The sequence below is a fragment of the Pseudomonas sp. NPDC090208 genome (assembly GCF_044746785.1).
GTDB lineage: Bacteria > Pseudomonadota > Gammaproteobacteria > Pseudomonadales > Pseudomonadaceae > Aquipseudomonas.
This window is the reverse complement of sequence record NZ_JBIVCU010000013.1, coordinates 222,591-235,015: the sequence shown is the minus strand read 5'-3', so window position 1 is coordinate 235,015 and position 12,425 is coordinate 222,591. Positions and strand designations below refer to the sequence as shown.

Here is a 12,425-nt window from a genome sequence, read left to right as displayed (position 1 = left end):
TCACGTGCTCAAAAGGCACCGCTGCTCATCAGCTGCCATCCACCCCTCTCACCTCTGACATTACCTCAGCTAAAGACACAAGCTCTGCTCGCGATAGCATCGGATCAGTCACTATCGAGTTGCCTGAATCACCCCTATCGCGAGCAGAGCTCCCTCCCACGGGTCTCGTACACGCTGCACCGTTGCGGCACGGCCTGCTGGCAGCGATTCAACGTTCAGAAATACTCAATGCCCATTCCCCGCAAACCACCCGCCGCTGCGATTCAACCGTCGGGCGATCTGGCCCAGGGTCACAGCGCGCAAGCCCATGAACAGCAAAAAGCTCAGCCACAGGCCATGGTTGCCCAGCGGCAGGCTGAGGACGGTGAATGGCGCGCTCAGCAGGGCGGTCAGCACCATGGCGTTGCGCATTTCCCGGGCGCGGGTGGCACCGATGAACAGGCCGTCGAGCAGGTAGCTCCACACCGCCACCAGCGGCAACACCGCCAGATACGGCAGGTAGACGTAAGCGACCTCGCGCACGGCCTCGATGTCGGTCTGCAATTCGACGAACAGGTGTCCGGCAAACAGGAACAACACCGCAAAAACCACACTGCACAGCAAGGACCAACCGCCGGCAACGTTCATCGCCCGGCGCAGCGCTTCACGATCACGGGCGCCGATGGCGTGACCGCACAAGGCTTCAACCGCATGGGCCAGACCGTCCAGCGCATTGGCGGTGAGCAGCAGGCCGTTGAGCAGCAACGCATTGGCCGCCACCGTCGCGTCCCCCAGCCGGGTGCCTTGCACCGTGAGCAGGAAGAACACCGATTGCAGCACCAGGCTGCGAATGAAAATGTCGCGGTTGACCGCCAGCAACGGTCGCCAACTCTGCCAGCGCTTGAGCGCTGAGACCGCCACGTGGCCCGGATAGGCCAGCAATCCCTTGCGGGTCAGGGCCAGGCCGAGCAGGGCGCCGATCCATTCGGCCAGCACCGAGGCCCGCGCGCAGCCGACCACGCCCCAGTCCAGGCCGATGACGAACCACAGATTGAGTGCAATGTTGACCAGATTGGTGGTCAGCAGAATCGCCAGCGGCGCCCGAGCGTTCTGCAGGCCGAGGAACCAGCCGACCAGCGCGTAACTGGCCAACGCGGCCGGCAGGCCGAACAACCGGGTGTGGAAGAAATCGCGGGTCAGTTCTTCAAGATCGGGCGAGGGCTGCATCATTTGCAGGGCCAGATGCTGGAAGGGCAGGCCGATCAGCCCCAGCAGCACGGAAAAGCCGACCGCCAGCAGCAAGCCTTGCAGCAGCACCTGACGCAGTGCCGTGCCGTCATTGCGTCCGGCGGCCTGGGCGGCGAAACCGGTGGTGCCCATGCGCAGGAAGCTCATGGCCCAGGCCAGAAAACTGTACAGCGTGCCACCCACCGCCACGGCACCGAGTTGGTGGGCATGGGGCAAGTGGCCGATCACCGTACTGTCGACCAGCGAAACCAGCGGCACGGAGAGGTTCGACAGAATCATCGGCGCCGCCAGCGCCCAGACCTGCCGATGGGTAGTGCGCTGACGCCAGTCGTGGAAGAAATTGGACATGAAGGCTCCCGGAGAAGGCCGGCATTGTAGCGGTAGCGCAGCCAGCATGGCTTTACCCAAAATTTTGTCTTTCTGCGGCCTGCTTCTGGCCGAAGGCCGTGGGAGGGAGCCCTGCTCGCGAAGGCTGTAGTTCATCTGGCATGATTTCACCCTGTGGGAGCGAATTCATTCGCGATGCGGTATTTCAGGCGACGCAGATGTGTTGGCTGTACCGGCCTCTCGCGAATGAATTCGCTCCCACAGGGGATCTGTGTGAACGGGGCAATGCCGCTTGCGCGTACCGCGAACAAACCCACAAACCTGCGGTCTATCCCCGCGCCGCGCTTCACGATGAGGTTTGCGGTGCTATACCTTCCAGCTCCTCAACTCTGCCGCCAATGAGTGCCTCATGCTTAACAAAGGATTGTTCCTGGCCTGCGCGCTGGTACTGCTCAGTGCCTGCGACTCCTCCACCTCCGACAAACCCGCGCCCGCTCCGGCACAACCGGCTGCCCCGCAAGCCGCCGCAGTCGCCGAACCGGCCAAGCCCAAACCTGCTGTCGACATCCCCGCGCTGAGCAAGCGCTACGCCGGGCGTGAGCTGACCGTGGTCGACGTGTCGGAAGTCCAGCTCGACGGCGCCAGCACGCTGTCGCTGAGTTTTTCCGTGCCGCTGAACCCCGATCAGAAATTCGCCGACAAGGTGCATCTGGTCGACAGCACCAGCGGCAAGGTCGATGGCGCATGGGAGCTGTCGGACAACCTCATGGAGCTGCGCCTGCGCCATCTGGAGCCCAAGCGCAAACTGGTGCTGACCATCGACCCCGGCCTGCTGGCGGTGAACAACAACGGCCTGGCGGCGGAGTATTCGGCGCGACTGGAAACCTCCGACCTGCAACCCACCGTCGGCTTCGCCAGCCGTGGCAGCCTGCTGCCGACCCGATTGGCCGAGGGCCTGCCGGTGATCGCGCTGAACGTCGACAAGGTCGATGTCGAGTTCTTCCGCATCAAACAGGATTCGCTGCCGGCGTTTCTCAGCTCCTGGGAAGGCTCATCGAGCCTGCAGAGTTATGAATCCAAAGAGCTGCTGCCGATGGCCGATCTGGTCTACGGTGGCCGCTTCGATCTGAACCCTGCGCGCAACACCCGCGAAACCCTGCTGCTGCCCATCGCCGGGCTCAAGCAACTGCAACAGCCGGGCGTCTATCTGGCGGTGATGCGCGCCTCGGGTACCTACAACTATTCGCAGCCGGCCACGCTGTTCACCCTCAGCGATATCGGCCTGTCGGCGCACCGCTATGCCAACCGACTGGACGTGTTCACCCAGGCGCTGGAAGGCGGCAAGGCACTCAACGGCATCGACCTGGCGCTGTATGACGACAAGGGCCGTGTGGTCGGCCAGGGCAAGACCGACAACGCCGGCCACGCCGAGCTGCCGCTGCCGGCCAAGGCCGAAGTGTTGCTGGCCCAGCAGGGCGAACAGACCAGCCTGCTGCGCCTGAACAGCGCCGCGCTGGACCTGGCCGAGTTCGACATCACCGGCCCGCGCGCGCACCCGCTGCAATTCTTCATCTTCGGCCCGCGTGACCTTTATCGTCCCGGTGAGGTGGTGCTGCTCAACGGCCTGCTGCGCGACAACGACGGCAAGAAGGTCAAGCCGCAACCGATCACGGTCGAGGTGCGCCGCCCGGATGAGCAAGTCAGCCGCAAGTTCGTCTGGGACGCCGACGCCACCGGCCTCTACCAATACCAATTGCAGCTGTCCGACGAGGCGCCGACCGGGCGCTGGCAACTGGTGTTCGACCTGGGCGACGGCAAGCCGCAACTGTACGAATTCCAGGTCGAAGACTTCCTGCCCGAGCGCATGGCGCTGGAACTCAAGGGCAGCGACACGCCGATTGCCCCGGATGCCTCGTTCGATGTCGCCATCAATGGCCGTTACCTCTACGGCGCGCCGGCCTCGGGCAATCGCCTGACCGGTCAGCTCTACGTGCGTCCGCTGCGCGAGGCGGTGCCGGGCTTGCCGGGTTATCAGTTCGGTTCGGTCACCGAGGAAGACCTCAAGCAGGATCTGGAGGTGGAAGACAGCGTGCTGGACGCCAATGGCGAGCTGGAGCTGAGCATCGAAAGCCAGTGGGCCAAGGCTCGTTCGCCGCTGGAACTGGTGCTGCAGGCCAGCCTGCAAGAGTCCGGCGGACGGCCGATCACACGGCGTCTGACCCAGCCGGTGTGGCCGGCGGACAAGCTGCCGGGCCTGCGCGGGCTGTTCGACGGCGAAGCCACCGATGGCGATGGTCCGGTCGAATTCGAAGTGCTGATGGCCGATGCAGAGGGCCACAAACTGGCCGCCGACAACCTCAAGGTGCGGCTGATTCGCGAACGTCGCGACTATTACTGGAACTACTCCGACAGCGATGGCTGGAGTTATCACTACAACGAGAAATTCCTCAACCTCGCTGAAGAAACCGTCAGCGTGAACAAGGACTCGACGGCGAAAATCAGTTTCCCGGTGGAGTGGGGCCCATACCGCGTCGAAGTCGAAGACCCGGCCACCGGACTGATCAGCAGCCTGCGTTTCTGGGCCGGCTACCGCTGGCAGGACAACGCCGAGGGCGGCGCCGTGCGTCCCGATCAGGTCAAGCTGGCGCTGGACAAACCGGCCTACGCCGATGGCGACACGGCCAAGGTCACGGTGACCCCGCCGAGCGCTGGCAAGGGCTATCTGCTGGTGGAGTCCAGCGAAGGCCCGCTGTGGTGGCAGGAGATCGACGTGCCCGCCGAGGGCAAGACCTTCGACGTGCCGGTGGACAAACAATGGGCGCGGCATGACCTGTACGTCAGCGCGCTGGTGATTCGTCCCGGCGAGCGCAAGGCCAACGTCACGCCCAAGCGCGCAGTCGGCGTGCTGCACCTGCCGCTGGATCGCGCGCAACGCAAACTGGCCGTGGCAATCACCGCACCGGAAAAAATGCGGCCCAAACAGCCGCTCAAGCTCAAGGTCAACGCGAAGAACGCCGACGGCTCGATCCCCAAAGACGTGCATGTGCTGGTCGCGGCGGTGGACGTCGGTATCCTCAACATCACCGAATACGCCACGCCTGATCCGTTCGCCAGCCTGTTCGGCCGCAAGGAATACGGCGCCGATCAACTGGACATCTACGGCCAGTTGATCGAGGCCGGTCGCAACCGTCTGGCCAGTCTGGCGTTCGGTGGCGACGCAGCGCTGGCCAAGGGCGGCAAGCGTCCGGAAACCAGCGTCACCATTGTCGCCCTGCAAAGTGCGCCGGTGACGCTGAACGAGCAGGGCGATGCCGAAGTCAGCGTCGATATCCCCGACTTCAACGGCGAGCTGCGCATCATGGCGCAGGCCTGGACCGACGAACGCTACGGCATGGCCGAAGCGAAAACCGTGGTGGCCGCGCCGCTGATCGCCGAGCTGTCGGCACCGCGCTTCCTCGCCGGTGGCGACCAGACCAGCGTGGCGCTGGACCTGTCCAACCTGTCCGGCAAGGCGCAGAAGCTCGACGTGCAACTCAGCGGCGAAGGGCAATTGGCACTGGTCGAAGGGGATCACGGCAAGTCGATCAGCCTCAACCAGGGCCAGCGCACCACGCTGCAGATTCCGGTCAAAGCCCAAGGTGGTTTCGGTCAGGGCACGATCAAGGTCACGGTCAACGGCCTCGACCTGCCGGGCGAGAACCTGCCGGCGTTCAGCCGTGAATGGACCATTGGCGTGCGTCCCGCTTATCCGGCGATGCTGCGCCAGTACCGCGCGGTGCTCAAGGATCAGGCCTGGAGCCTGCCGGCCGGTGCGCTGGAGGCGTTTGAGCCGGCTGGGCGCGAGGCGCTGCTGTCGGTGTCGAGCCGACCGCCGCTGAACCTCGGCGAGCAGATTCGTGCGCTCAAGGCTTACCCCTATGGCTGCCTGGAGCAGACCACCAGCGGTCTGTACCCATCGCTGTACGCCGATGCCGCCACCCTCAAGCGGCTGGGGCTTGAAGGCGAGCCGGACGCGGTGCGCAAGCGCAAGATCGAGGTCGGTATCGAGCGCCTGCTGGGCATGCAGCGCTACAACGGCAGCTTCGGCCTGTGGGGCGCCGATGGCGAGGAAGAATACTGGCTGACGGCCTACGTCACCGACTTCCTGCTGCGCGCCCGCGATCAGGGTTACGCGGTGCCGCCGGAGCCATTGAAGAAGGCCAGCGAGCGTCTGCTGCGTTACCTGCAAGAGCGCAATCAGATCGAGGTCAACTACAGCGAAAACGCCGAACACACCCGCTTCGCCGTGCAGGCTTACGCGGCGCTGGTGCTGTCGCGCAGTCAGCAGGCGCCGCTGGGGGCGTTGCGCAGTCTGTTCGACCGGCGCAGCGATGCGCGCTCCGGTCTGCCGCTGGTGCAGCTGTCCATCGCGCTGGAAAAAATGGGCGACAAACCGCGTGCCGAACAGGCGCTGCTGGCCGGGCTTGGCGTCGGTCGCAAGGCCAACGACTGGCTGGCCGATTACGGCAGCCCGCTGCGCGATCAGGCGTTGATCCTGTCGCTGTTGGAGGAAAACAAACTGGCGGCGGACAAGGTCGAGGAGCGTCTGTTTGCGTTGTCCGATCAGGTCGCGGCCAGCCGTTATCTGTCGACCCAGGAGCGCAACTCGCTGTTCCTCGCCGGGCGTGATCTGCTCGGCAAGCCGGAAGGCAAATGGGCAGCGACGCTGAACAGCGGCAGTAACAATCGCGAGCTGAGCAACGATCAGCCGGGCGTGAAGCTGGACAGTTCAGTGCTTGCCTCGCCGCTGACCGTGCAGAACACCGGTGGTGACACGCTGTATCAGCAGTTGACCCTGTCCGGTTACCCGGCGCAGCCACCGGTGGCCGGCGGTGACAACCTGAGCATCCGCCGCGATTACCTGGGCATGGACGGCGAAGCACTGAACCTCAATGCGCTGAAAAGCGGTGAGCTGGTGCTGGTGCATCTGGAGGTCAAAGCCAAGGAGCGCGTGCCGGATGCGCTGGTGGTGGACCTGCTGCCAGCGGGGCTGGAGATCGAGAACCAGAACCTGGCGCAGAGCGCGGCGAGCCTTGAAGACGCCAGCGAGTCGGTGAAACAGTGGCGTGAGTCGATGGAGAATGCCGGGCTGAAACACCAGGAATACCGTGGCGACCGTTACGTCGCGGCGGTGGATATTTCCGGCTACAACACCGTACACCTGCTGTACCTGGCCCGCGCCGTCACCCCCGGCACCTATCGCGTGCCACCGCCGCAGGTGGAGTCGATGTACCGGCCGAACTGGCAAGCCCTGGGCGAAGCCCCGGCGCAGTTGGTGGTGAAGGCCAAGAAGTAGAAACGCGCTTGCCCCTTGTAGGAGCCGGCTTGCTGGCGATTGCATTATGTCTATGACGAATATGTCGCCTGACACACCGCAATCGCCAGCAAGTCGGCTCCTACGGCCTTCGGCCAGAAGCGCATCATCGCTCACCGCGATCCTGTGGGAGCCGGCTTGCTGGCGAATGCGATTTCAAGGACGCAGCCGTCAGAGAGACCGATGCGCGTTGCATCAATGAATAATCCAGCTCAACAACCACAAGCCCAAAAACAGCCAGATGATGCCGACAATGATCGAGCCGCGCATGAAGGCGCGGATCGCCGAATACAGCAGCATCAGCCCGATGATCAATCCGGCGATGCTGATCAGCGAGGTGTTCATGCCCAGTGTGCGCGCCAGGCCGTCGACGAAATTGGCGCCGGCATGGGTGAACAGGTTGAACAGCCAGCTCAGACCGTCGACGACGAAACGGATCACCGCACCGATGACCTGGCCGAGCCATTCGAAAATGCTTTCTACCTGCATGTCTGCTTCCTGATGAAAGGCGTGAAACAACGGAAATCCTGGCTTTGGCTATCCACAGGCGGAGCAAGTTCCGTGTTGCGTAAAGGCAATCTGCGATGATCCGGCGCTGGCTTGAAAAACAGTGTAGATCGGGATGTTGGAGATCTCCGTGGGCGCGGATCGGTCGCTGGCTGCTGGGCAGTCTGTTGCTGCTCTGTCTGTTGCTGTGGCTGGCCGACCGCATCTGGCCGTTGCCGTTGCCCAAAGACGATCTGGCCCGGGTGGTGCTGGCCGAAGACGGCACGCCGTTGTGGCGCTTCGCCGATGCCAATGGCGTGTGGCGTTATCCGGTGACGGTCGATCAGGTGTCGCCGTATTACCTCGAAGCGCTGCTGACCTACGAAGACCGCTGGTTCTATCAGCATCCGGGGGTGAACCCGATGGCGCTGGTCCGCGCCACCTGGCAGAACCTCAGCGACGGCCATGTGGTGTCCGGCGGCAGCACGCTGTCGATGCAGGTGGCGCGGCTGCTCGATCCCCATTCGCGCACGCTGCCCGGCAAGCTGCGTCAGCTGTGGCGTACGGCGCAGCTGGAGTGGCACCTGTCCAAGCAGGAGATCCTCGGGCTGTACCTCAACCGCGCGCCGTTCGGCGGCACCTTGCAGGGCGTCGCCGCCGCCAGTTGGGCGTATCTGGGCAAGTCGCCGCAGCAGCTGACCCGCGCCGATGCCGCGCTGCTCGCGGTGTTGCCGCAGGCGCCAAGCCGCTTGCGCCCTGATCGCCATCCGCAGCGTGCGCAGGCTGCGCGGGACAAGGTGCTGCGGCGTCTGGCCGAATTCGGCAACTGGCCGCAGCAGGCGGTCGATGAGGCGCTGGAAGAACCGCTGCTGCTGGCGCCCCGTCAGGAGCCGAGCCTGGCGCCACTGCTGGCCCGTCGCTTGAATCGCCCTGACAGCCCGCCGCTGATTCGCACCACCCTGGACGCCGGTCTGCAACGACGTCTGGAAGACTTGCTCATGGGCTGGCGCGCACGGTTGCCGGAGCGTACGTCGGCGGCGATTCTGGTGGTCGAGGCACAGAACATGGCGACCCGTGCCTACGTCGGCTCGGTCGATATCGGCGACAGCAAACGCTTCGGCCACGTCGACATGGTCAGCGCCCTGCGCTCGCCGGGTTCGACCCTCAAACCGTTTCTCTACGGCAAGGCCATGGATGCCGGGCTGATCCACTCCGAGTCGCTGCTGCAGGACGTGCCACGGCGCTATGGCGATTACCGCCCCGGCAACTTCTCCTCCGGCTTCAATGGCGCGGTGGCGGCCAGTTCGGCGCTGTCGTTGTCGCTCAATCTGCCGGCGGTGCAATTGCTGGAAGTCTACGGACCGAAGCGCTTTGCCGCCGAGCTGCGCAATGGCGGCGTGCCGCTGACCCTGCCGCCGCTGGCCGAACCGAATCTGGCACTGATTCTCGGTGGCGCCGGCAGCCGCCTGGAGGATCTGGTCGGTGGCTACGCAGCCTTTGCCCGTGGCGGGCGCAGTGCCGATATTCGCCTGCAACCGGATGACCGCCTGCGCGACCGGCCGATGATGTCGCCGGGGGCGGCGTGGATCATCCGGCGCATTCTCAGCGGCCAGTCGCGGCCTGATCTCGACCCGCACGCCGAGCTGGTGCAGCGCCCGCAACTGGCGTGGAAAACCGGCACCAGCTATGGCTTTCGCGATGCCTGGTCGATTGGCGTGGGACCACGTTTTCTGATCGGCATCTGGATTGGCCGGCCGGACGGCACGCCGGTGCCGGGGCAGTTCGGCCTGGCTTCTGCGGCGCCGCTGATGTTGCAGGTGCATGACCTGCTGGTGAACCGCGATGCTCAGCGCAACATCGCGCCGCCGCCATTGCCGGTGCCGTTGAATGTCGGCGTGGCGGCGATCTGTTGGCCGCTGGGCCAGCCGATGAGCAAGAACGATCCGAACTGCCGCCGTCAGCGCTTCGCCTGGACACTGGACGGCACCACGCCGCCGACCTTGCAGGCCAGCGATCAGCCGCTGGGGTTGGGGCTGCTGGAGAAGGTCTGGGTCAACCCGCAGGGCTTGCGTGTGGGCGCCGGTTGTCCGGGTGCAGAAGCCCGTGACATCGCGCTGTGGCCGGCGCCGCTGGAGCCGTGGCTGGCGAAAGGCGAACGCCGCGAAGCGCGCTTGCCGGCGGTCGATCCGGCCTGCCCGCCGCAAGGGTTGAGCCTGGCGGCGCCGCTGTCGATTGTCGGGGTGCGCGAAGGTGATCAACTGCGTCTGCCGGCGGGCAGTCAGCAGCAGTTGCGCCTGCAATTGTCCGCGCTGGGCGGCAATGGCCGGCGCTGGTGGTTCATCGATGGCGCACAGGTCGGCGACACGGCCAGCCAGGCCAGTTACAGCCACACCTTCAGCCGCTCCGGCCGCTATCAGTTGAGCGTGCTGGACGAAAGCGGGCAGACCGCACGGGTGGAGTTCAGTGTGGTGGAGTGATGCGGCGCATATTTTCAGCGGTAACCCGCTCGCTGGTTCCGATACTTTGTAGGAGTGAGCTTGCTCGCGATTGCTGCTGATCTGTTACATCGTGGTTGGCTAGCAGAGCGCTATCGCGAGCAAGCTCACTCCTACAGGGGGTAGGCTCCCCAGAGGTATTAATACCAAGTCATGACTTGCCGAACACCGCCGCAGGGGTTGATATAGGCTCATGGCAGACACATGGAGGTCGCAGGTGTCAGTCGGTGGTTTGAGTGGCGGGTCTGTCGTCGCAAGCCAGCAGTGCCGTGCAGTGGGAGAGCTGTCGCGAGAAGGTTGTCCGTGACGCAGTGTTCTCTCTTCGGCGTGCTTCGACGGCGGCCCGTTGCCCAACGTCTGCGCCTGTTTCGGGTGGGGGAGTCGGATGATCCCCTGCCTTTTTTATGTCCGCATTTCCCTGGGTACACACCCACCCCCTGTAGGAGCTGGCTTGCCCTGCGACCGGCGGGGAACCCGTCGTAAAACCTGTGCACTCGGTATGCCTGACACTCCCAATGCGTATGGATTTACGACTGCTGCGCAGCCGGTCGCAGGACAAGCCAGCTCCTACAGGTAGGGGGCTGGCATGAGGGATTGGTTTGTCCGGGGGATTTACTGCCCGACCTTGAACACTCTGGGTTCGGGGAACAGGTTGTTGAGGGTTTCCAGCAGCCGTTCGTGGTAGATCGGTTTGCGGAATAGATCCAGCACCTGCAGGCGAAGCAGATCGCTGACGTCCTCCATTTCAGCGTGGCCCGAGGTGACAATCACCGGCAGGTGCTGGCGTGACGTGTGCTCGCGCAGGCGACGGATCAGCGAGATGCCGCTTTCTTCGGGCATACGCAGATCGGTGATCACCAGCGCGATATCCGGGTGCAAGGTCAGTTGCTGCAGGGCCGCCTTGACCGACGGCGCCGTGAAGCAGCAAAAGCCCTCGCCTTCGAGCAGCTCGGCGAGTTCTTCGTTGGCGTCCTCTTCGTCGTCAACGAGCAGGAGTTGCTGGCGTGTGGGAGTGGCCATCGAGTCATCCCGTCAATTCAAAAGGCAGTATGGTCGGTACGGTGCTACGAATACGGTGCGGTTATTTCAAGGCCGACTCGATACCGGTAAATATGGTCTTGATATTGCCACCAATGCCTGTGATGAAGCCCGCGATGACCACTGCGACCATCGCCACGATAATCGCGTATTCAATCCCGGAGGCTGCCTCTTCGTTCTTGACGAAACGTCGCAGTAACGCAGAAAAATACATAAGGTACATCTTCATCTCCTTGGCGCTTTGGAGCGCCTTTCTCGCATACGCATGACGTACAACCATCCATCGTGTCCACAGCATTGACCCCATTTAGCCACTCCACAATCGCGAGAAAGCATTAGTCGGAAAGTGATAAGCCTGAGTGCATTGATACCTCTAGGCTTTTTCCCTCGAACGAGGGGCTAGACGCGAAATTTCCGACGAGTGATGGCGCTTTGGGTGACGTCGACTACCTTTCTTAGCGAATGGATGAATGTTCACAGTCAACTGAATGACCGGTTGTCTCGTAACGTTGTCGAGGGTGTGGTCAGGCAGGGGAGAGCCGTCATGAGCAGTCGCGCCACCATGGGGCTCGCTGTGCTGTTTTTGCTGGGAGCATTGTTTGCCGGCTATTGGGGACTGGTTCTGAGTCGCCCGCCTGCACCGCCTCCCCCGGCGCCCGACACGACTGCCACGCCGGTTGCCGCGCCTGTTGTGGTGGAAAAGGAGGCCGAAGACCTCACCCGCCAACCCGTCCTTGTACTGGCCCGCGACCTGCCGGCCTATGAGCCGATCAAGGCCGATGACTTGATCGTCGAACGTCTGAAAGTCGCGCCGCCCGGCAGTTTCGACAAGCCCGAAGATGCCATCGGCCGCATGGCCTGGCGCCCGCTCAGCGCCGGTACCTGGCTCGGTGAAAACAGCTTCGAGGCCGGCGGTCCGCTGGCCCGGATGATCCGCCCTGGCGAACGCGCCATGGCATTGTCCGTCGATGAAATCATCGGCGTCGGTGGTCAGCTCAGTCCCGGTGATTACGTCGATGTGCTGCTTTATCTACCTCAGGATCAGACCAACCTCGACCGCAGCGCGCAGACCGTCGTGCCCGCACTGCGCGTGCTGAGTGTCGGCGCGGTGCTCGGCCCGGTGAATCAGGGCCAGGACGACCCAGGCATCAGCCGTGCCGACCGTGAACAACAACAGAAGCTCAAGGGCTCCGCGCGCAATGTCGTGGTTGCCGTGCCCGAGCAACTGCTCAGCCGCCTGATGCTGGCGTCCCAGTCCGGGTCGCTGCGCCTGGCCGTGCGCAGCGCCGAAGAACGCAATCTGCAGCGTTACTGGGCCGGTGCCAACGACATCACCCAGCAGCGCGACACGGTGCAGCGCAACGTCACCCACTTCGAACAACTGAGCATGGCGTCGCCGCGCCCGGTGCAGACCGGTGGCGGCGTGGTCCGCCCTCGGGGCATCGAAATCATTCGTGGCAGCGGCAACGTGGCGAGCCAGCAAACCCCCTGATCGAGCA

The 12,425-nt window shown here is 63.9% G+C and carries 7 protein-coding genes; 3 read left to right on the top strand and 4 right to left on the bottom strand.

What is annotated here, in order from left to right; genetic code table 11:
• Positions 1-225: 225 nt before the first annotated feature.
• Positions 226-1,575, bottom strand: coding sequence for an MATE family efflux transporter (locus ACIPL0_RS21690; RefSeq protein WP_400596539.1), 1,350 nt, complete (start codon positions 1,573-1,575; stop codon positions 226-228).
• A 388-nt stretch (positions 1,576-1,963) separates the two neighbouring features.
• On the opposite strand from ACIPL0_RS21690, the gene ACIPL0_RS21685 reads away from it, so the two are divergent.
• Positions 1,964-6,889, top strand: a complete 4,926-nt coding sequence (locus ACIPL0_RS21685) for an alpha-2-macroglobulin family protein (protein WP_400596538.1) — start codon at positions 1,964-1,966, stop codon at positions 6,887-6,889.
• Between the two features lie 213 nt (positions 6,890-7,102).
• On the opposite strand, the gene ACIPL0_RS21680 is transcribed toward ACIPL0_RS21685, so the two are convergent.
• Complete coding sequence (locus ACIPL0_RS21680; protein ID WP_400596537.1) at positions 7,103-7,396, bottom strand: hypothetical protein; 294 nt, start codon at positions 7,394-7,396, stop codon at positions 7,103-7,105.
• Between the two features lie 95 nt (positions 7,397-7,491).
• On the opposite strand from ACIPL0_RS21680, the gene pbpC reads away from it, so the two are divergent.
• Positions 7,492-9,870 carry a peptidoglycan glycosyltransferase PbpC gene (pbpC, locus tag ACIPL0_RS21675; protein WP_400596536.1) on the top strand — a complete coding sequence of 793 codons (2,379 nt, stop codon included), beginning with the start codon at positions 7,492-7,494 and terminating at the stop codon, positions 9,868-9,870.
• A gap of 630 nt (positions 9,871-10,500) precedes the next feature.
• On the opposite strand, the gene ACIPL0_RS21670 is transcribed toward pbpC, so the two are convergent.
• Entirely contained in the window at positions 10,501-10,908 is a 408-nt protein-coding gene (locus ACIPL0_RS21670; RefSeq protein ID WP_400596535.1) for a response regulator, read from the bottom strand.
• A 61-nt stretch (positions 10,909-10,969) separates the two neighbouring features.
• Positions 10,970-11,233 carry a Flp family type IVb pilin gene (locus tag ACIPL0_RS21665; RefSeq protein WP_400596534.1) on the bottom strand — a complete coding sequence of 88 codons (264 nt, stop codon included), beginning with the start codon at positions 11,231-11,233 and terminating at the stop codon, positions 10,970-10,972.
• Between the two features lie 237 nt (positions 11,234-11,470).
• On the opposite strand from ACIPL0_RS21665, the gene cpaB reads away from it, so the two are divergent.
• Positions 11,471-12,418, top strand: coding sequence for a Flp pilus assembly protein CpaB (gene cpaB, locus ACIPL0_RS21660; RefSeq protein ID WP_400596533.1), 948 nt, complete (start codon positions 11,471-11,473; stop codon positions 12,416-12,418).
• Positions 12,419-12,425: the final 7 nt, after the last annotated feature.

What these genes read in the sequence shown, in the direction of transcription:
- ACIPL0_RS21690 (WP_400596539.1), bottom strand. Translation starts at nt 1,575, where the DNA reads ATGTCCAATTTCTTCCACGACTGGCGTCAGCGCACTACCCATCGGCAG.
- ACIPL0_RS21685 (WP_400596538.1), top strand. Translation starts at nt 1,964, where the DNA reads ATGCTTAACAAAGGATTGTTCCTGGCCTGCGCGCTGGTACTGCTCAGT.
- ACIPL0_RS21680 (WP_400596537.1), bottom strand. Translation starts at nt 7,396, where the DNA reads ATGCAGGTAGAAAGCATTTTCGAATGGCTCGGCCAGGTCATCGGTGCG.
- pbpC (WP_400596536.1), top strand. Translation starts at nt 7,492, where the DNA reads ATGATCCGGCGCTGGCTTGAAAAACAGTGTAGATCGGGATGTTGGAGA.
- ACIPL0_RS21670 (WP_400596535.1), bottom strand. Translation starts at nt 10,908, where the DNA reads ATGGCCACTCCCACACGCCAGCAACTCCTGCTCGTTGACGACGAAGAG.
- ACIPL0_RS21665 (WP_400596534.1), bottom strand. Translation starts at nt 11,233, where the DNA reads ATGGGGTCAATGCTGTGGACACGATGGATGGTTGTACGTCATGCGTAT.
- cpaB (WP_400596533.1), top strand. Translation starts at nt 11,471, where the DNA reads ATGAGCAGTCGCGCCACCATGGGGCTCGCTGTGCTGTTTTTGCTGGGA.